Genomic DNA, 19,659 nt, shown 5'->3' with positions numbered 1-19,659 from the left:
GAGCGGTGGCAAAAGAATGCGCAGACCGGCCGCCGCAAAGCCGGTGAAGAAGGTGCAGATGAAGGCGAAGGTGAAAGCCAACGCCAGCACCAAGGCTATCGCCAAAGCGGCCGAGCCGGCAATGGATGTCGCGGTTGGCCGCCGCATTCGCGATCTCAGGCGGATCAGGCAATTCTCGCTCGAGACGGTCGCTTCGCGCACGGAGCTGTCGATCGGCTTTCTCAGCCAGATCGAGCGCGGCCTGTCGTCGCCGTCGCTGCGCGTGCTGGCCACGCTCGCCGACGTGCTCGGCGTCGGCATCGCCGCGCTGTTCGGCGCGAGCCCGAACGCCGACGGTGCATCCGACCAAATCGTCACGCGCGGGCTTCAGCGGCCCGAGCTGAAGCTCTGGCGCACCGGCGTGTCGAAGCAATTGCTGAGCCCCGCCAGCGCCGACAACCGCCTCAACCTGTTCCTGGTACATCTGGAGCCCGGCGGCTCCACCGGCGACGAACTCTACACGCATGACGGCGAAGAGGCCGGCCTTGTGCTCGAAGGCGAGATGATGCTGACAGTGGACAGCGAGACATGGTCGCTGAAGGCCGGCGACAGTTTTCGGTTTGCAAGCCGAAGGCCGCACCGGTTCTCCAACCCGGCCGAGGATGCCAAGGCGGTGGTGCTGTGGGTGAATTGCGTGACGGGGACGGGGTAGCGCAGCCGTCATTGCGAACGAAGCGAAGCAATCCAGACTCTCACCGCGGAGACACTCTGGATTGCTTCGTCGCTTCGCTCCTCGCGATGACGGGAGGATAGAGACTTAGCCGAACCGATATTTGTACCGGTCCACTGTCAGCGCGCTCACATCAATGTCCGGCTTCTTGCCCGACAGCATGTCGGCGAGCACGCGGCCGGAGCCGCAGGACATGGTCCAGCCCAGCGTGCCGTGGCCGGTGTTGAGGTGAAGGTTGGCGTATTGCGTCGGGCCGATCACGGGCGGGCCGTCCGGGGTCATCGGGCGCAGGCCGCTCCAGAACGTCGCCTTGGAGAGATCGCCGCCGCGCGGGAACAGATCGGTCAGCGAGTGATCGAGCGTGGCGCGCCGCGCGTCGTAGAGCTGGCTCGAGAAGCCGGAGATTTCGGCGGTGCCGCCGACGCGGATGCGATTGCCGAGGCGCGTGATGGCGACTTTATAGCTCTCGTCCATCACAGTCGATTCCGGCGCACCGGAAGCGTCCTTGATCGGCACCGTGATCGAATAGCCCTTCACGGGATAGACCGGAAGCGAAATATCGAGCGGCGCGACCAGCCGCGACGACCAGCTTCCGAGCGCGAGCACGTAAGCGTCTGCCTGCAACATGCCGGCGCTGGTCGCGACGCCGCTGACGCGCGCACCGTCGGTGACGATGCGGTCGATGCCGGTGTTGAACATGAAGCGCACGCCGAGCGCTTCGGCATGCTTGGCCAGGGCCTGCGTGAACATGTGACAGTCGCCGGTCTCGTCCTGCGGCAAGCGCAGCCCGCCCGCGAACTTCTCCTTCACGCCCGCCAGCGCCGGCTCGGCCGCGATGCAGCCCTCGCGGCTCAGCACCTCGAACGGTACGCCGTACTCCTTGAGCACGGCGATGTCCTCTCCGGTGCCGTCGAGCTGGGCCTGGTAGCGGAACAGCTGCAAGGTGCCCTGCGAGCGCTCGTCATACTGGATGCCGATGTCGCGGCGCAGATCGCGCAGGCAATCGCGGCTATATTCCGCGATCGGAATCATCCGGCTCTTGTTGACCGCGTAACGTTCGCTGGTGCAGTTGCGCAGCATCTTGAGCAGCCAGACCCACATCGCGGGATCGAGCTTCGGCCGGATCACCAGCGGGCCGTGCTTCATCAGCAGCCATTTGAACGCCTTCACCGGTACGCCGGGACCAGCCCAGGGCGAGGAATAGCCGGGCGACACTTCGCCGGCATTGGCAAAGGAGGTCTCGAGCGCCGGCTCGGGCTGACGGTCGACAACCGTCACCTCATGGCCGGCACGCGCGAGGTAGTAGGCAGAGGTGACACCGATGACGCCGCTGCCGAGGATCAGAACTTTCACGCTTCGTCAAACTCCCGCGGCATCACGCTCGCCGCTGCAAGAGGGAACTCCGCAACGGCGAGAGCAATTATCAGGCCACCCGCTTGATGGCATCGCCGAGGATCGACACGATATCGTCGATGTGGCTCTTCTCGACGATGAGCGGAGGCGACAGCGCAAAGCTATCGCCGCTCATGCGGAAGTACAGCCCGCGATTGAAGCAGTCGACCATGACGTCGTAGCCACGCACGCCGACGGTGCCGTCACGCGGCGACAGTTCGACCGCGCCCATCAGGCCGCAATTGCGGATGTCGACGACGTTGGGCAGGCCCTTCAGCGAATGCAGCGCATCGCGCCAATATTCTGAGATCGACGCACCGCGCGTCAGCAGGCCTTCGTCCTTGTAGATGTCGAGCGTGGCGATGCCCGCGGCGCAGGCGACCGGATGGGCCGAATAGGTATAGCCGTGGAACAGCTCCATCGCGTTCTCGGGGCCGACCATCAGGCCGTCGTGAACCTTGCGGCTCGCAAACACGGCGCCGCAGGGAATGGTGCCGTTGGTGATGCCCTTAGCCGTCGTCATCATATCAGGCGTGACGCCGAAGAAGTTGGCGGCGAACGGCGTGCCGAGGCGGCCGAAGCCGGTGATGACCTCGTCGAAGATCAGGAGGATGCCGTGCTTGTCGCAGATCTCGCGCAGGCGCTGGAGATAGCCCTTCGGCGGCGGCAACACCGCGGTCGAGCCCGGCACCGGCTCGACGATGACGGCAGCAATGGTCTCGGCGCCGTGCAGGGCCACCAGCCGCTCGAGATCATCGGCGAGCTCGGCGCCATGCTCGGGCTGATCCTTGGCGAAGGCGTTGCGGGTGAGATCGTGGGTATGGCGGATGTGGTCGATGCCCGGCAGCAGGGTGGCGAAGGCGCGGCGGTTGGCGACCATGCCGCCGACCGAGGTGCCGCCGAAGCCGACGCCGTGATAGCCGCGCTCGCGGCCGATCAGGCGGGTGCGGCTCGCTTGGCCGTTGGCACGGTGATAGGCGAGCGCGATCTTCAGCGCGGTATCGACCGACTCGGAGCCGGAATTGGTGAAGAAGATGCGATCGAGGCCCTTCGGCGCGATCTCGGCCAGACGCTCGGCGAAGTCGAATGCCAGCGGATGGCCCATCTGGAACGACGGTGCGAAATCCAGCGTCATCAGCTGGCGCTCGACGGCAGCCGCGATCTGCTTGCGGCCGTGGCCGGCATTGACGCACCAGAGGCCGGCGGAGGCGTCGATCACCTTGCGGCCGTCGACGGTGGTGTAGTGCATGCCTTCGGCCGAGGAGAACAGGCGCGGCGCCTTCTTGAACTGCCGGTTGGCCGTGAACGGCATCCAGAACGAGTCGGTCTTGATGGTGTTCGGAATCTGATGAAGGGTCACGGGCCACGCTCCTTTGCTGACCTCGTACCAGAGGCACGGCTTGAAAAGCGCAACAAGTCCTTTTCTGACGGGCTGCAAGCCATTGATTTAACTGGGGCTGCCGGTCCATATTTGCGCGATCCGCAACACCTGCAACACGGGACAGGGACATGAGCGTCGATATCGGTGGACGGCTGCGATTCATCCGGGCGCGCCAGAAGCTGTCGCAGCGCGAACTTGCCAAACGCGCCGGCGTCACCAATTCGACGATTTCGCTGATCGAATCCAACCAGATGAACCCGTCGGTGGGGGCGCTCAAGCGCATCCTCGACGGCATTCCGATGGGGCTCGCCGAGTTCTTCGCGCTGGAGCCTGAGAGCCGGCGCAAGATCTTCTACCGCGGCGAAGAGCTGACCGAGGTCGGCAAGAAACCGATCTCGTATCGGCAAATAGGCGACAATCTGTTCGGTCGCAGCCTGCAGATCCTCAAGGAGCGCTACGAGCCCGGCAGCGACACCGGGCGCGTTCACCTCGTCCATGACGGCGAGGAAGGCGGCATCGTGATCTCGGGCAAGCTCGAAGTTACCGTCGAGGACGAGCGCCGCATCCTCAATCCGGGCGATGCCTACTACTTCGAGAGCCGTCGGCCGCATCGCTTCCGCTGCGTCGGAGGCAAGCCGTGCGAGGTGATCTCGGCCTGCACGCCGCCGACGTTTTGAAGTTATCCGCAATCCTACGGAGCCACCGGTATCCTACGGAGCTTGAGCCATCTCAATTTCCGCAGCCCGATCCTCTATATGTTTCGAGCCATAGCCAAGCAGCCTCCGCTTTCCGGAGCCGCTTCGTAACAGGGCTCGCTATGAAGATCACGCTCGCAAATGCAGAGGCCGCACTCGATGAAGTGCAGCGCGACAGCGACAGGCTCCATTCGGAGGAGCTGCGCAAGGCCATCGCGAACTACATCGAGGCGCAGCGAGAAGCGCTCAAGGCTCTTCGCAAGAAGCTGCACTAGCGCGCGGCGGAGCGAGAGGATCGTCCGCGCGCGGCCTCAAAGCTACGTCAGCAACTCCTCAATCCGGATCGGGAAGCGACGCACACGCACGCCCGTCGCATGCCAGACGGCGTTAGCGACCGCGCCCGCGCTGCCGGTGACGCCGATCTCGCCGACACCCTTGATGCCGAGCGCGTTCACGTACGGGTCGCGCTCATCGACCGTGATCACGTCGAGCGGCGGCACGTCGGCATTCACCGGGATATGGTACTCGCCGAGATTGGCGTTCATGATCCGGCCCGTGCGGCGGTCGGTGATGGCTTCCTCGTGCAAGGCGAAGGATAGGCCCCAGATCATGCCACCGAACAGTTGGCTCTGCACCATGCGCGGGTTGACGATGCGCCCCGCGGCGAAGGCGCCGACCATGCGGGTGACGCGGACCTGACCGAGTTCGGGATCGACCTTCACCTCCGCGAATACCGCGCCATGGGCGTGCATCGCATACTCCTCCATCGCGGCCGGATTCGGCGCGCCTGTGCCGCGCGCCTCGACCTCGGCGACGCCGGCACGCGCGAGAATCTCGGCGTAGCTTTCGCCGCGGCTCTCGTCGTCGCGCCGGATCAACCTGCCATCGCGCGCGATCACGCCGGCATTGCCGGCGCCGAACAGCGGAGAGCGCTCATCGCTGGCGGCGAGATCGGCGAGTTTTGCAATCACAGCGGCGCCTGCGCTGTGGATCGCGGCACCCGCGGTTGCCGTGTGTGCCGAGCCGCCGGCGATGCCGGCATCGGGCAGGTCGGACGTGCCGGCCTTGAACTCCAGGCGGTCGATATCGAGCCCCAGTTCGTCGGCCGCGATTTGGGCCAGCGCCGTCCAGGCGCCCTGCCCCATGTCATGCGCGCCGATCTCCATGGCACCGGAGCCGTCGCGGCGAAGCACGGCACGCGCTTCCGCCTGGAACATCAACGCCGGGAAGGTCGCGGTGCCCATGCCCCAGCCGACCAGAAGACCATCGTCGTCGCGCATCTGCCGCGGCTGGAGCGATCGCTTCGCCCAGCCGAAGCGCGCCGCGCCCTGCTCGTAGCACGCGCGCAATGCCTTGGACGAGAACGGCTTGCTGGTGATCGGCTCGACCTCGGCATAGTTCTTCAGACGAAAGGCAAGCGGATCGATGCCGCAGGCCCAAGCCATCTCGTCGATCGCGCTCTCCAGCGCGATCGAGCCGGTCGCCTCGCCGGGCGCGCGCATGAACAGCGGCGTGCCGGTGTTGACGCGCACGGCATCATGCGACGTGCGGATCGCGGGCGCCGCATAGAGCGTGTGCGAGGCATCGGCCGCGGGCTCGTAGAAATCATCAAACGTGCTCGACACGGTGCGCGCGTGGTGATCGAGCGCTGTCAGGCGCCCCTCGCCGTCGGTGCCGATGCGCAGCCGCTGCCGCGTCGGCGCGCGATGGCCGACCGGGCCGTACATCTGCTCACGGCGCAGCACCAGCTTGACCGGTTTGCCGACGAGCTTTGCCGCCATGATGCCGAGGACCGGAGGACCAGCCATGAGCCCCTTCGAGCCGAACCCGCCGCCGAGGAACGGACTGCGGATGTGGATCTTGTCGTGCGCGATGCCGAACAATTCGGCAACACGCGCCAGCGACAGCATGAGACCCTGGGTCGGCATGTCGATCTGCAGGTTGTCGCCATCCCATGCAGCCACGATCGCATGCGGCTCCATCGCATTGTGATATTGCGGCGGCGTTTCGTAAACCGCGTCGATCCGCTTCTCGGCCGACGCAAGTCCCGCCTCCACATCGCCGCGATGATTTTCCGTGGGGTTGCCGACGCCGACGACCGGCGGCACGAAGCTTTCACCCGCATCGAGCCCAATGAGCGCAGGCAGCGTCTCGTAGCGCGGCGCCAGCAGCGCCGCGCCTTCCGTCGCCGCCTCCAGCGTCTCGGCGATCACGACGGCGATCGGCTGGTTGGCGTAGCGGACCTCGTTGCTCTGCAAGACCTCCATCCGGAATACGAATGGATTGGTCTTGATCTCGGGGTCGATCGCGAGCTCAGGCTTGTGGTCTGGCGTCATGACATCGACGACGCCGGGGTGGCGCTTGGCAGCGGCAACATCGAGCGAGATCACGCGACCGCGCGAAATGCTGGAAACGGCCATCACCGCAAACAGCATGCCGGGCGAATGATTGTCGGCGGCGTAGGTCGCCTGGCCTTTGACCTTGAGCACCCCGTCGCGGCGGGTCAGCGGCTGGCCGATGTTCGAGCCGTGGCGCAGATGGGCGGGTGCGCTGGTGAGATTAAGCTCGGGCATGAATGGCTCCGGAGGTCGAGGCAAAGGGAGAGGCCGGCAGCGCGGGGATGCGCGCGGGCGTACCGGCGACGGCGAGGCTCAGCGCGCGCACGACGATGCGGCGCGCGAGCTCGATCTTGAAGGCGTTGTCGCCGGACGGTTTTGCGTCGGTGAGCGCGCGCGAGGCGGCTTCCTGGAAAGCGTCCACCGTGGGCGCGACGTTCCTGAGCACGTCCTCCGCAGCGCGGGCGCGCCACGGCTTTGCGGCGACACCGCCCAGCGCAAGCCGCGCCTCCGCGATCTTGCCATTCTCGATCCGCAGCGCAGCCGCAGCCGAGACGACGGCAAACGCGTAGGACGCCCTATCGCGGACCTTGAGATAGCGCGCATGCGCGGCAAAGCCGCGCGCAGCCGGCGGCAGGCGCACCGCGACGATGAGATCACCCGGTTCGAGCGCCGATTCACGCTCGGGCGTATCTCCGGGCAGCCGATGCAATTCGTCGAGCGCGATCTCGCGCCGCCCGTTCCTGCCCTCGATCTCGATGATGGCGTCAAGCGCGACCAGCGGTACGCAGAAGTCGGACGGATGCGTGGCGATGCAGTTTTCGCTCCAGCCGAGCACGGCGTGGGTGCGGTTCTCGCCCTCACGCGCGTCGCAACCGCTGCCGGCCTCGCGCTTGTTGCAGCGGCTGGCGGTGTCATAGAAATACGCGCAACGCGTCCGTTGCAGCAGATTGCCACCGACCGTCGCCGCGTTGCGCAATTGCGCCGATGCGCCGGAGAGCAGTGCTTCGGCGACGGCCGGATAGGCCTTGGCAAAGTCGGCGTCATGCGCGAGATCGGCGTTACTCACCAGTGCGCCGATACGCATGCCACCGTCGCCGAGGCGCTCGATCCGATCGAGGCCGTCGAGATGGGTGACGTCGACCAGACGATCCGGACGGGTGACGCCGCCCTTCATCAGATCGAGCAGATTGGTGCCGGCGGCCAGATAGACGGCGCCCGGCTGCGCGGCGGCGGCGACGGCCTCGGCGACCGTGGCGGGCCTGACGTAATCAAATTGCTTCATGCGGAGCGCCTCTGGTTGGATTCGTCCATGCCGGCCTGCGCGTCGAGCACGGCATCGACGATGCCGGCATAGGCGCCGCAGCGGCACAGATTGCCGCTCATGCATTCGCGAATGCGCGCGGGATCGTTGCCGGCCTGCGCCTCGCTCATCATGCCGATCGCGCTCATGATCTGGCCGGGCGTGCAGAAGCCGCACTGAAATCCGTCATGGGCGATGAAGGCGGCCTGCACGGGGTGAAGCTGGTCGCCGCGTGCGATGCCTTCGATTGTGAGAATGTCGGCGCCTTCATGACTGATCGCGAGCGCGAGGCAGGAGTTGATGCGCTTGCCGTCGACGAGAATGGTACAGGCGCCGCATTGGCCGCGGTCGCATCCCTTCTTGGTTCCGGTCAGATGGAGGCGCTCACGCAGGAGATCGAGCAACGTGACGCGCGGATCGTCGAGGACGAAGTCGCGCCGCGCACCGTTCACGGTGAGGCTGATGGAGTGGTTCATACAAGGCTCCGATCAGATATGGACATGAGTCGTCGCGCAGCGCGCCACCGCCGTGGCCGCCGTCGACATGCGCCGCCCGAACATGATCCGGGCCAACGTCTTCAGCGAAGATACGGAGGCACCCTCCGCTTAACAAGAGCCGGTGGTAAATATTTGGAATTCGTCAAAAGCCCGTGCGCATCAACGCGATGCAGCCAGCGAAGGGTTCAATCTAACCAATTCGTGATCTACAGTGCCGGCATGGACGACCACACCGACCAGACCCGCAAGCCTCGCGCCGACGCCGTGCGCAATCGCGAGCGCGTGCTGGAGGCGGCCAAGGCCGTGTTCAACGCGGGTGGTCCGGAGGCGAGCCTCGAAGCCGTGGCAAAACGCGCCGGCGTCGGCATCGGCACGCTCTATCGGCATTTTCCGACCCGCGAGGATTTGTTCGAGGCGGTATACCGGCGCGAGGTCGAGCAGCTCAGCGAGCTCGCCGAGCATTTGAAGAACGGGGATCCCGTCGACGCGCTCAGGCGATGGCTCCGCTCGGGGGTCGAATTCGTTGCTACCAAGAAGGGCATGGTGGCAGCCTTGGCACTCGCGGTGCAGAGCGGGTCGGAGTTGCATGCCTTTTCCTTTGAGCGCCTGACCAAGGCGATCGGCTCGCTGCTCGATCGCGCAGCCGCGGCCGGCGCGATGCGGGCAGACGTCAGTCCCGAGGACTTGCTGCGCGCGTTCTTCGGCATGTGCTACATGCACGACCAGCCCGGCTGGCAATCCTCGGTGCTGCGGATGCTCGACGTGTTCGTCGACGGTTTGCGGGTGCAGCCTGTCACGAAAGCCAGGGTACGCGCGGCCGCCAAGCCCGCGAAGCCGGCTGCAAAGCGGAAGCGATAGCCGGCGAGATGTGCTAGGATCGGCGCCGCCGGGATTTCAACGCGGAGCCTGTCATGCGCATCGCCGCCTTGCTGGTCTTTCTCAGTGTCGCCTTTGGTCCCATCTCAGTGCGCGCCGACGATGTCACGACGGCACAGGATATCATCCGCGCCCAGGAGCAGGCATTCGGCCGCGACGACGCGCGCGCGGCCTATTCCTACGCCGCGCCGGCAATCCGGGAGATCTTCCCCGCGCCCGACATCTTCATGTCTATGGTGCAAAACGGCTATCTGCCGGTCTATCGGCACAAGAGCTTTGAATTTGGCGACAGCAAAAGCGAGGGCAGCCGGATTGCCCAGCACGTCCATATCATCGATGCCAATGGCGAGGCCTGGGAAGCGCTCTACACGCTCGAGCAGCAGGCGGACGGCAGCTACAAGATCACGGGTTGTTCGCTGCTGAAGGCAGGACAGGCAGTCTAGGTCGCAAAACCCGGGCCGGTCCTGACTGCATTCATCCGCGAACGGATCAGCAGCGTCAAGACGATGCCGATATTGAGCGCGTTCCACGCCACGCCGTTGGCGAACGCAGCCGCATAGGAGCCTGTCGCATCGAAGATGACGCCCGAGACCCAGCCGCCGAAGGACATGCCGAACACGGAGGCGAAGATCACGATGCCGACGCGAGTTGCGGCTTCGCTCGCCGGCATCGCCTCGCGCACGATGATGGCATAGCTCGGCACGATGCCGCCCTGGAACAGGCCGAACATCGCGGAGATCAAATACAGCGAGGTCAGGCTGTCGAAGAACAGGTAGAATACGAGTGCAAAGCCTTGCGCCAGCGCACCGATCAGCAGTGTGGGGATGCCGCCGATCTTGTCGGCGAGGTAGCCCGAGCCGATCCGGCTAACGATGCCGCAGGCCATCATCAGCGACAGCATCTCGGCGCCGCGCGCCACGCCATATCCGAGATCGCCGCAATAGGCGACGATATGCACCTGCGGCATTGCCATGGCGACGCAGCAGGAGATGCTGGCGATCGAGAGCAGCACCGTCAGCGTGTTGGTCGAGAGCTTGAGGTCGACCCGCGGCGGCGCTGCATTGGCATGATCGTGAACCTTGTCGTCACCCATCTGCGCGCGCAGGACGAGCACCAGGATGGTCATCAGGCTGACGCAGACCAGGCCGATGCCGATATGCGTGAAGCGCCAGCCGATCGTCTGCATGCCCGTGCTCACGAGCGGCGGCCACATCGTGCCGGCGACATAATTGCCGCTGGCGACAATGGTCACGGCGAGGCCGCGATAGCGCTCGAACCAGTGCGAGGCCTCCGCCATCAGCGGCGCGAAGGTCGCCGACGTGCCGAGCCCGATCAGGAAATAGGCCGCCACGAATTGCCAGAGCTGGGTCGACAGACCCGCCAGCACGTTGGCGACGCCGAGGAAGGCGATGCTGATCGCCATCGCCGCCACGATGCCGAACCGGTCGGTGATCCTGCCGGCGATGACGCCGCCAAGCCCGAAGCCGAACATCATGAGGGTGAAAGCCAGCGACACCGCGCCGCGCGTGGCGGAGAATTCGGCCTGCACCGCGGGAATCATGACGACGATCGCCCACATGCCGACGCCGCCGATCGAACCGATCAGAAGCGCAATGACGAGGCGCATCCAGGCCTGACGCGAATCAGGGGTGAATGCTTCGGGTGTTTGTCCTGATTGATTTGGCGCGTGCACGGGCGGGACCATGGCCCGCGGATCGCCACAGGGTCAAGCATTGTGGCGCGATATTGGGCATGCACGGTGCACTGCGGTAAGAAGGAGCTTGGCGAACGCGGGTTTTGTCATTATTTTGCAAATCAGCGCGTGCAACATTGCCCGCGAAGGGCATGTCGGCTGAATGTTGATGCGATTGACGCGATCGATGCGGATCAGGGTGGGGCGTGTGATTGCCCTTGCCTATCTGTTCTGCGTGCTCGCGCCGGCCGCAAGCCTCGCCTGGGGTAGCGCTCCAGCACCGTGCCTCGACGAAGCGCTCCTCGCCGACCTCGTGCCGCTGCATCACCAGATGCAGGCCGGCCACACGCATGACGGCGCCTCGCATGACCATGCCGGGCCGCATGCGCGTCATCAGACCACCGCGCAGGACGCCCCCGTGCCCCATCATCACGACGGCAAGGGTACGCCGGGACCGTGCTGCGCGATGATGTGCGTAAGCGCGCTGCCGGCCGACCTGCCCAGCGTCGCAAAGCCGCTTCAGCCGGTTTCCGCCTGCTCGCCCGAGATCGTGGCCAGCCTGCACAGCACGGCGGCTCCCCTGCTCTACCGCCCTCCCATCGTCTGATCTGACGCGCGACGACGTCAGGCCGAGCGCGCATCCGCGCGCGCGAACCTGTGGTCTCCAGACAGATCAGGAATGACTCATGCTTACGCTTTCCGGGGCGAAGTCCGCCGCTGCATCCACAGCGCGGGGACGACATTTTCGATTCAATTGGCCGCTGCTGGCCGCGACGGCATTGGCGTTGTCCGGCTGCATGCCGGCAACGACACAGATCGCCGGCGCTGATCCTGCCGACCCCGCGGCCAAGGTCGCGCGCGCCGGCTATCGTTCGGCGATTGCGCCGTACACCAGCCTGCGGCCGGTGACGCCGGCACCATGGCGCGAGCGTAACGAGAGCGTCGCGCCGCAGCCCAAGCAAGACCGTTAGGAGCGCGCCATGACACACCGTCTCGCGCCAAGCCGTCTCGTGCCAAGCCTGCTCGTTCTTGCCTCGCTCGGCTTGTCGGGCTGCGCCGCCTTCTCGCCCGACAGCGGCATGAATGCCGTCTCGGAGCTGACGAGCCAGACCATCAAAAAGGATGTCGCCTTTGTGCGAACAACCGAAGGAGCCGGCGCGGTCGACGCGCGCGTTCGCCAACTGCTCTCGCGAACACTCAACCCCGAGACCGCCGTGCAGATCGCACTGCTCAACAACAAGGGGCTTCAGGCCGCCTATAACGAGCTGGCGCTGGCCGAGACCGATCTCGTCGAGCAGAGCCTGCCGCCCAATCCCGTGTTCTCGGTCTCGCGGATCTCGGGCAACGGCGCCAGCGAAATCGAGCGTCAAATTGTCGGCGACATCCTTGCGCTCGCCACGCTGCCGTTCCGCTCGGAGATCGCCCGCGATCGTTTTCGTCAGGCGCAATTGCGCGCAGGCCTGGCGACGTTGCGGCTTGCCGCCGATGTCCGCCGCGTCTATTGGCGCGCCGTTGGCGGCAACGAGATGGTGGCGTTGCTGACAGATGCGAAGGCGACGGCGGAATCGACCGCACAGCTCGCGGTCAAGCTCGGCGAAACCGGCTCGATCAACAAGCTCGATCAGGTTCGTGAACAGGTGTTTTATGCCGAAACCACCGCCGACCTCGCCACCGCGCGACAGACGGCAACGAGCGCGCGCGAAAAGCTGGCGCGCCTGATGGGGCTGTGGGACGGCGGCCTCGACTTCCGCCTGCCCAGCCAGCTGCCGCCATTGCCGCGCCGGCCGCAGGCCTTGCCGTCCATCGAAGCCGACGCGGTCGCTCATCGCATCGACCTTCAGATCGGGCGGCTCGAGCTCACCGCGCTGGCAAAGTCGCTGAACCTCACGGAGGCGACGCGCTTCGTAACACTGCTCGATCTCGCCGGCATCTCCCGCCGCACCCGGGATCCGGAAGGCGCGCCGTTCCGCGAGCGTGGCTTCGACGTCCAGTTCCAGATCCCGATCTTCGACGGCGGCGAGGTGCGGGTGCGACAGGCGGCGGAGACCTACAATCTCGCCTTCAACCGGCTGACCGAGTGCGCCGTAAATATACGCTCCGAGGCACGCGATGCTTACCGGGTCTATCGCTCCGGCTACGACATCGCCAGCCACTATCAGCGCGAGATCATCCCCTTGCGAAAAATCATTACCGAGGAGATGCAGCTCCGCTTCTCCAGCATGCAGGTCGATATCTTCGCGCTGCTCACCGAGGCGCGGCAGCGGCTCGCGTCGCTGCGCGGTGCAATCGATGCCAAGCAAAGATTTTTCCTTGCCCAGTCCGACTTGCAGACCGCCGTCAATGGCGGCGGCGCGCCTGCTGACGGCGACAATTCAACCACTATCGCCGCGGCAGCGCCTGCCGATGGCGGCCATTGACATGGAGGCCAGCATGTTTTCCCGCCGAGGATTTTTGGGCAGCGCCGCGCTCGCCGGCGCATCCGTCGTCAGCGGCCGCGCCCAGGCCGCCTCCATTCCGGAAGCCCCGCACATGGACAAGGTGGTGATGCAGCCGCCGCTGCAACCCATCAGCGGGCCGGACTATCACCCCGTCGTGACGCTGAACGGCTGGTCGCTGCCGTTCCGGATGAACGGCGACTGGAAGGAATTCCATCTCGTCGCCGAGCCTGTGGTGCGCGAATTCGCCGAGGGCATGAAGGTGAATCTGTGGGGCTATAACGGCCAGTCGCCGGGCCCGACCATCGAGGCCGTCGAGGGCGACAAGGTCCGCATCTTCGTGACCAACAGGCTGCCCGAATACACCACCGTGCACTGGCACGGCATGATCATTCCCAGCGGCATGGACGGTGTCGGCGGACTGACGCAGCCGCACATCCAGCCGGGGAAAACCTTCGTCTACGAGTTCGAGATGAGGAAGAGCGGGACCTTCATGTACCACCCGCATTCCGACGAGATGGTGCAGATGGCGATGGGCATGATGGGCATGGTCGTCGTGCATCCGCGCGATCCGAACTTTCGGGCCGTCGACCGCGACTTCGTCTTCGTCATGAGCACCTATCGCGTCGATCCCGGCACTTATCTGCCGAAGGTCAACGAGATGACCGACTTCAATATGTGGACGTGGAATGCGCGGGTATTTCCCGGCATCGATCCGCTGCCGGTCAGGCTCGGCGACAAGGTGCGCGTGCGCATCGGCAATCTCAGCATGACCAACCATCCGATCCATTTGCACGGCCACAGCTTTGCGGTGACCTGCACCGACGGCGGCTGGATTCCGGAGAGCGCGCAATATCCGGAAACGACGACGGACGTACCGGTCGGCGCTGTCAGGGTGTTCGACGTGCTCGCCGACAACCCCGGCGACTGGGCGTTCCACTGCCACAAGTCGCATCACACCATGAATGCGATGGGACACGACATGCGCAACATGATCGGGGTGTCGCGCAAGGATCTCGCCAAAGCCGTCGGCAAGCTCGCGCCTGACGGCATGGCGATGGGCTCGACCGGCATGGCGATGGGCAACATGGAGATGCCCGCGCCCGACAACACGCTGCCGATGATGACCGGCACCGGTCAGTTCGGTCCGATCGAGATGGGCGGGATGTTCACGGTGATGAAGATCCGCGAGGGCCTCGCGCGCGACGATTATCGCGATCCCGGCCCCTACCAATTCCCGCAAGGCACCGTCGCCTACGAGGTCACGCCGCCGGCCCCGGAGCCCGTGCGGCAACAACCCGGGGGACCGCCGATGCAGAACATGAAGATGTGAGCGTTTCGATGAACCACCACCAACTGGAGATACCAATGAAGACGACGATCAAGCTCGGTCTCGCGCTGGCCGCGCTTTCCACCGCACCGGCCTTTGCCCATGACCAGCACGGGCACGGCACCTTTTCGGCCGGCGAGCCCGGCGATCCCAAAAAGCCCGCGCGCACCATCGAGATCCTGCTGAACGAGATGGACTACGCACCCGCCAGGATCGAGGTCAAACGCGGCGAGCAGATCCGCTTCGTGCTGCGCAATGTCGGCAAGGAGGACCATGAATTCCTGCTCGCCACCACAAAGGAGAATCTCGCGCATGCGGTGGAGATGAAGAAGCATCCGCACATGGAGCATGACGATCCCAACGGTGTCAGGCTTGCGCCGAGCAAGACAGCCGAGATCCTCTGGAAGTTCAGCAGGGCCGGCACATTCGAATTTTCTTGCCTGATTCCCGACCACCGCGACTACGGCATGGTCGGCCACGTCACCGTGAAGCAATAAAGGAGAGTCCCATGAACCGCATCATCCGTATCGCCGCAGCGCTGTCGCTGGCCGTCGGCCTTGCCACAGCTGCCTTGGCGGCCCAGGGCGCCGCGATCAGCGGCGAGGTCAAGAAGATCGACGAGGGCGCCGGCAAGATCACGCTCAAGCACGGGGCCGCGAAGAACCTCGGCATGGATGAACCCATGACCATGGTCTACCGCGTCAAGGACCCGGCCGTGCTCAAACAGGTGAAGGTCGGCGACAAGGTGACTTTCGAAGCCGAGGAGGCGGCTTCGGGTTACACCGTGACCCGAATGGAGAAGGCGAAGTAGGCTGCCTCCACGATGGTCATTCCGGGGCGCGCCTCTTGGCGCGAGCTATGATGCGCAATTGCGCATCTGAGAATCCATTTCCCCACGACGCCTGCGGCACATGGATTCCGGGCTCGCGCTTCGCGCGCCCCGGAATGACGGCCTGAGAGCCCCGAAATACCCCGGTCAGCCCCCATGCCACACCCTTTATTAACCCTTTGCTAACCATACACCCGGCAAGAATTGCCCAGTGGAGTCGAGTGTCGTCAGCCGCGTAGAACGGGGAGTGCCCTGTGGACGCCAGTGCGGTGCCTCACTTTCGGAACGGCGGCCCTTCGGCCGTCGGGCAGACGTTTGGGGCGCGCGGACGGCAGTCGCGCGGAGGGGCAGCTACCATGGTCGACGTCACCGCGGGACAGGGCGTAGGCAGCACAAACGCTGGTTTCCCCACCCTTGCCGAGATCGGCAACATCCTCAAGCGCGGCGATATCGCGCTGGCGCTCGGCGTCCTCACCATCCTGGTGGTGCTGATCCTTCCCCTGCCCGCGATCGTGCTGGACCTGTTCCTGGCGATTTCGATCACGCTCTCGATCCTGATCCTGATGACGTCGCTGTTCATCCAGGCGCCGCTGGAATTCTCCGCTTTCCCGACCGTCCTGCTGATCTCGACCATGCTGCGGCTGTCGCTCAACATGGCCTCGACCCGCCTGATCCTGTCGCACGGGCACGAGGGCACGGATGCCGCCGGTCACGTCATCGAGGCCTTCGGCAGCTTCGTGATGGGCGGCAATTTCGTCATCGGCATCATCGTCTTCGCCATCCTGATCATCGTCAATTTCGTCGTCATCACCAAGGGTTCGGGCCGTATCGCCGAAGTCGCCGCCCGCTTCCACCTCGACGCCATGCCCGGCAAGCAGATGGCGATCGACGCCGACCTCTCCGCCGGACTGATCGACGAGGCGGTCGCCAAGCAGCGGCGCAAGGATCTGGAAGACGAGAGCGGCTTCTTCGGCGCCATGGACGGTGCCTCCAAATTCGTCCGCGGCGACGCCATCGCCGGCCTCCTGATCGTCTTCATCAACGTCGTCGGCGGCATGATCATCGGCGTGGCGCAGCAGGGCCTGTCCTTTGCCGATGCCGGCCGCAGCTACACGCTGCTGACCGTCGGTGACGGCCTCGTCACCCAGGTGCCGGCGCTGATCGTTTCGACCGCGGCCGGCCTGCTCGTCTCCAAGGCCGGCGTCTCCGGCGCCGCCGACAAGGCGCTGATGAAGCAGTTCTCCGGATATCCGCAGGCGCTGGCAATGTCCGCGGCGGTCATGCTGGTGCTGGCGGCCCTGCCGGGCATCCCGACCCTTCCCTTCCTGGCGCTCGGCTCCGGCGCTGGCGCCCTCGCCTGGCATGCCCGCAACCGCAACCGCGCGACTGCCAGGGCTGAGGAAGTCGCGAAGACCGCACCTGCGCCGGGAACGCCGGGCGCAGCCGGCTCCGCTACGGCGGAGGAGCCGATCTCCGCGGCGTTGAAGATCGACGACCTCAAGATCGAGCTCGGCTATGCCCTGCTGCCGCTGGTCAACGGCCCCGACGGCACCGATCGCCTGACCGAGCAGATCAAGGCGCTGCGCCGCTCGCTCGCGATCGAGATGGGTTTCGTGATGCCCGCCGTGCGCATCCTCGACAACGTCCAGCTCGAAGCCAACACCTACATCATCAAGATCAAGGAGGTCGACGCCGGCACCGGCAAGATCTGGCCGAGCCAGTTCATGGTCATGGACCCCGGCGGCAGCCAGGTGCAGGTGCCCGGCATCCACACCACCGAGCCGACCTTCGGCCTGCCCGCGACCTGGGTCGATGCCAGCCTCAAGGAGGAGGCCTCGCTCAAGGGCTATACCGTCGTCGACGCCGCGACCGTGCTCTCGACCCACCTCACCGAGCTGCTCAAGGCCAACATGTCGGACCTGCTCTCCTATGGCGAGGTGCAGAAGCTGCTCAAGGAGCTGCCGAAGGAGCAGGGCGAGCTGGTCAAGGACATCGTGCCCGGACAGGTCACGGTCTCCGGCATCCAGCGCGTGCTGCAGCTGCTGCTCGCCGAGCGCATCTCGATCCGCGACCTCTCGACCATTCTGGAAGGCATCGCCGACTCGCTCGCCTTCTCGCGCAATCCCGCCACCATGGTCGAGCACGTCCGCGCCCGCCTGGCGCGGCAGATCTGTGCGCAGAACACCTCCTACAGCGGCTACCTGCCGCTGATTGCGCTGTCGGCGCGGTGGGAACAAGCCTTCGCCGAATCCATTATCGGCCAGGGCGAGGAGCGCAGCCTTGCGATGCAGCCCTCGAAGCTGTCGGAGTTCATGACCGGCGTGCGCGAGGCCTTCGAGCGGGCCGCGCGTGAAGGCGAGGCCCCGGTACTGGTCACCTCTGCGGCAATTCGTCCCTTCGTGCGTTCCCTGGTCGAGCGGTTCCGGGCCCAGACGACCGTGCTGTCGCAGGCTGAAATCCACCCCAGGGCGAGGTTGAAAACGGTCGGAAGCATCTGATTTGCCTTAAGAAGCCGTGTGTTTTTCGGACACAGGCAAATGGTTTTTCAGGTTTTGGCGCCTCGCCGATCAACGGCCGGCAAGGCGCCTGACAGGCACATTACAGCTTTGAAATAATTGCTAAATTGCACGATTCAGGGCCGTTTTTGATCGCGGCTTCTCACGTCCTGTCACGCTCTTGTGATCGCCTCTTGGGAACGAATCCCCCCAATACTAGGTTGTTGGGCACCGGAAGCATGAACCTGCCCAAACACGCAGGCGACTACTTCGGGTAGATGGCGGCAGGAGCCTTCCATGAACCACTCGATTTACAGCGCAGATCGCTCGACCCACCTCAAGATCGTGGTTGTCGCGCTCGTTGCCGGCATCACGGTGGCGGGTCTCGGGATCACCGCGCGTACGAGTTCAGATGAAGGCCTGACCCAGACCGCTCGCGTCATGAAGGCGGGCAAGCCGATCGCCATCACCAGCTCGAACGTTTCCCTCGTTCGCTAAGGAGATTTGAGTTTCAGGAATTCACGCGGCTCTTTATCAGCCCCCCAAAGTCGCCACGTGGATATGTAGACGACCCCAACCCCAAGTCGACTACAGAAAGCGCCCGCCCCCCACGGGCGCTTTCTCATGTCTGGGGTATGCTCGATCACTTGCAGACGCGGGAACATCCTACCCACGTACCTGTCTCAGTAAGATCAAACACTTAGGCAATATATTTTCCATTGCCTTTCAATTCTCGATCTCGGGCGATTCATCCCTATTTCAGCGATGGCGTAGCTCAGTTGGTAGAGAGTTCGCCTGAGGAGCGAAAGGTCACGGGTTCGAGTCCCGTAGCCCAGACCAAATCTAACGCCCAGCTGGGCGCCTAGCTGGGCGTCCTCATTTTTGGTTACCTCGCTGGGTGACGTTAGACGTCGTAAATTGTTGATGTTGTCCGTGTGCAATAACGCGCGTGCGTGGTTGTGAGATTTCAAACCAAGGACACTGCAGCAGAAGAGGTAGTTAGATTGCCTGCCTGTTCGCGAGATGCTCGTAAGTAAGCAGCATAGATACTCTGATTAAACAGCGCTTCAAGCTGACCTTTTGCGTTGTGGAACACGTAAGCTGACGGACGCGTGGGATTCCCTTGGAAGAAAGTGTTGGGTATCGCATCGATCGCTGACACGACATCAAGAAACCATGGCAAAGACATTCGGATCATCTGGCGGCAGCCCCACAGACGTCCGGGCGCGAATCCCCCGGCACTACTCACGGTAACACCGGGGGGCTTGGGCACGTAAAATATAATAGTCGCGTAGACCGCCCCCTAATTCGTCATTGCGAGCGCAGCGAAGCAATCCAGAATCCCTCCAAGGCGCCAGTCTGGATTGCTTCGTCGCAAGGGCTCCTCGCAATGACGGAGCGTGAGGTTGACGTCGCCCGTTCAATTCGCATCTCCATCGTAGACACACCTTCGCAGCCTCGCGGCTTGTTCGCCCGAGCTTTGATTGGTCGCCTCACCCTCACATGAAAGAGGGCGCAGGGAAGACCGGGTGCCGGCTGGCGCCCGCGGTCCACTGTGCGAAAGGCAGTAGCGAAATCTGCACAGCGGCATACAGGTGAAGCCAAAACATCCGGCCTTCCCTGCGCAGTGGCTTTACGGCTTATGTCGTGATCTCCCCGGGGAGCGATGCACTATTGCCCCCGTCGCC

At 64.6% G+C, this 19,659-nt stretch carries 19 protein-coding genes; 13 read left to right on the top strand and 6 right to left on the bottom strand.

Features of this window, described 5'->3' with window-relative positions; translation table 11 throughout:
* The first annotated feature begins 16 nt into the window (after positions 1 to 16).
* Positions 17 to 691, top strand: a complete 675-nt coding sequence (locus tag AC0L3S_RS34435) for a helix-turn-helix domain-containing protein (protein WP_473284174.1) — start codon at positions 17 to 19, stop codon at positions 689 to 691.
* Between the two features lie 105 nt (positions 692 to 796).
* Here AC0L3S_RS34435 and AC0L3S_RS34430 read toward each other — a convergent pair whose 3' ends face one another.
* Together AC0L3S_RS34430 and aptA are read right to left on the bottom strand one after the other, a co-directional pair.
* Positions 797 to 2,062 carry a D-amino acid dehydrogenase gene (locus AC0L3S_RS34430; RefSeq protein WP_473284172.1) on the bottom strand — a complete coding sequence of 422 codons (1,266 nt, stop codon included), beginning with the start codon at positions 2,060 to 2,062 and terminating at the stop codon, positions 797 to 799.
* A 70-nt stretch (positions 2,063 to 2,132) separates the two neighbouring features.
* Positions 2,133 to 3,461: an omega-aminotransferase AptA gene (gene aptA, locus AC0L3S_RS34425; protein ID WP_473284170.1), complete on the bottom strand. Its 1,329-nt coding sequence runs from the start codon at positions 3,459 to 3,461 to the stop codon at positions 2,133 to 2,135.
* 149 nt (positions 3,462 to 3,610) lie between these two features.
* On the opposite strand from aptA, the gene AC0L3S_RS34420 reads away from it, so the two are divergent.
* Positions 3,611 to 4,159, top strand: coding sequence for a cupin domain-containing protein (locus tag AC0L3S_RS34420; protein ID WP_007600574.1), 549 nt, complete (start codon positions 3,611 to 3,613; stop codon positions 4,157 to 4,159).
* 140 nt (positions 4,160 to 4,299) lie between these two features.
* Positions 4,300 to 4,452, top strand: a complete 153-nt coding sequence (locus AC0L3S_RS34415; RefSeq protein WP_219685343.1) for a hypothetical protein — start codon at positions 4,300 to 4,302, stop codon at positions 4,450 to 4,452.
* A gap of 42 nt (positions 4,453 to 4,494) precedes the next feature.
* On the opposite strand, the gene AC0L3S_RS34410 is transcribed toward AC0L3S_RS34415, so the two are convergent.
* Genes AC0L3S_RS34410 through AC0L3S_RS34400 form a run of 3 tightly spaced genes read right to left on the bottom strand, consistent with a single transcriptional unit; the run spans position 4,495 to position 8,292 of the window.
* Positions 4,495 to 6,750, bottom strand: a complete 2,256-nt coding sequence (locus tag AC0L3S_RS34410) for a xanthine dehydrogenase family protein molybdopterin-binding subunit (protein WP_473284168.1) — start codon at positions 6,748 to 6,750, stop codon at positions 4,495 to 4,497.
* Positions 6,737 to 7,798 (bottom strand): FAD binding domain-containing protein, encoded by a 1,062-nt coding sequence (locus tag AC0L3S_RS34405; protein ID WP_473284166.1) that lies wholly within the window; start codon positions 7,796 to 7,798, stop codon positions 6,737 to 6,739. The genes AC0L3S_RS34410 and AC0L3S_RS34405 overlap by 14 nt, the downstream gene beginning before the upstream one ends.
* Positions 7,795 to 8,292: a (2Fe-2S)-binding protein gene (locus AC0L3S_RS34400; RefSeq protein ID WP_473284163.1), complete on the bottom strand. Its 498-nt coding sequence runs from the start codon at positions 8,290 to 8,292 to the stop codon at positions 7,795 to 7,797. Before AC0L3S_RS34400 ends, AC0L3S_RS34405 begins: the two co-directional genes overlap by 4 nt.
* A 240-nt stretch (positions 8,293 to 8,532) precedes the next feature.
* On the opposite strand from AC0L3S_RS34400, the gene AC0L3S_RS34395 reads away from it, so the two are divergent.
* Positions 8,533 to 9,171 (top strand): TetR/AcrR family transcriptional regulator, encoded by a 639-nt coding sequence (locus tag AC0L3S_RS34395; protein ID WP_473284213.1) that lies wholly within the window; start codon positions 8,533 to 8,535, stop codon positions 9,169 to 9,171.
* Positions 9,172 to 9,224: 53 nt separating this feature from the next.
* The gene (locus tag AC0L3S_RS34390; protein ID WP_473284161.1) at positions 9,225 to 9,632 is read left to right on the top strand and encodes a DUF4864 domain-containing protein; all 408 of its coding nucleotides are present in this window, start codon (positions 9,225 to 9,227) and stop codon (positions 9,630 to 9,632) included.
* On the opposite strand, the gene AC0L3S_RS34385 is transcribed toward AC0L3S_RS34390, so the two are convergent.
* Positions 9,629 to 10,894, bottom strand: coding sequence for an MFS transporter (locus AC0L3S_RS34385; protein ID WP_473284159.1), 1,266 nt, complete (start codon positions 10,892 to 10,894; stop codon positions 9,629 to 9,631). The genes AC0L3S_RS34390 and AC0L3S_RS34385 overlap by 4 nt on opposite strands.
* Before the next feature lie 175 nt (positions 10,895 to 11,069).
* Here AC0L3S_RS34385 and AC0L3S_RS34380 point away from each other — a divergent pair, with 175 nt between their 5' ends.
* The 8 genes from AC0L3S_RS34380 (at position 11,070) to AC0L3S_RS34345 (ending at position 18,469) form a co-directional block, all read left to right on the top strand.
* Positions 11,070 to 11,489: a hypothetical protein gene (locus AC0L3S_RS34380; RefSeq protein ID WP_473284157.1), complete on the top strand. Its 420-nt coding sequence runs from the start codon at positions 11,070 to 11,072 to the stop codon at positions 11,487 to 11,489.
* Between the two features lie 79 nt (positions 11,490 to 11,568).
* Positions 11,569 to 11,853, top strand: coding sequence for a hypothetical protein (locus AC0L3S_RS34375; protein ID WP_473263371.1), 285 nt, complete (start codon positions 11,569 to 11,571; stop codon positions 11,851 to 11,853).
* Between the two features lie 9 nt (positions 11,854 to 11,862).
* Positions 11,863 to 13,299, top strand: a complete 1,437-nt coding sequence (locus tag AC0L3S_RS34370; protein WP_473284155.1) for a TolC family protein — start codon at positions 11,863 to 11,865, stop codon at positions 13,297 to 13,299.
* A 13-nt stretch (positions 13,300 to 13,312) separates the two neighbouring features.
* Positions 13,313 to 14,650 (top strand): copper oxidase, encoded by a 1,338-nt coding sequence (locus tag AC0L3S_RS34365; RefSeq protein ID WP_473284153.1) that lies wholly within the window; start codon positions 13,313 to 13,315, stop codon positions 14,648 to 14,650.
* Positions 14,651 to 14,685: 35 nt separating this feature from the next.
* Complete coding sequence (locus tag AC0L3S_RS34360) at positions 14,686 to 15,144, top strand: cupredoxin domain-containing protein (RefSeq protein ID WP_473263374.1); 459 nt, start codon at positions 14,686 to 14,688, stop codon at positions 15,142 to 15,144.
* Between the two features lie 11 nt (positions 15,145 to 15,155).
* Positions 15,156 to 15,458, top strand: a complete 303-nt coding sequence (locus AC0L3S_RS34355) for a copper-binding protein (RefSeq protein ID WP_473263375.1) — start codon at positions 15,156 to 15,158, stop codon at positions 15,456 to 15,458.
* A 374-nt stretch (positions 15,459 to 15,832) separates the two neighbouring features.
* Positions 15,833 to 17,974 carry a flagellar biosynthesis protein FlhA gene (flhA, locus tag AC0L3S_RS34350; protein ID WP_027516054.1) on the top strand — a complete coding sequence of 714 codons (2,142 nt, stop codon included), beginning with the start codon at positions 15,833 to 15,835 and terminating at the stop codon, positions 17,972 to 17,974.
* 294 nt (positions 17,975 to 18,268) lie between these two features.
* Positions 18,269 to 18,469 carry a hypothetical protein gene (locus tag AC0L3S_RS34345; protein WP_018455714.1) on the top strand — a complete coding sequence of 67 codons (201 nt, stop codon included), beginning with the start codon at positions 18,269 to 18,271 and terminating at the stop codon, positions 18,467 to 18,469.
* Positions 18,470 to 19,659 lie beyond the last annotated feature (1,190 nt).

This window comes from Bradyrhizobium sp. Ken01, from assembly GCF_055807355.1.
The sequence above is the reverse complement of the archived record's forward strand: the minus strand, read 5'-3'. Positions and strand labels throughout refer to the sequence as shown.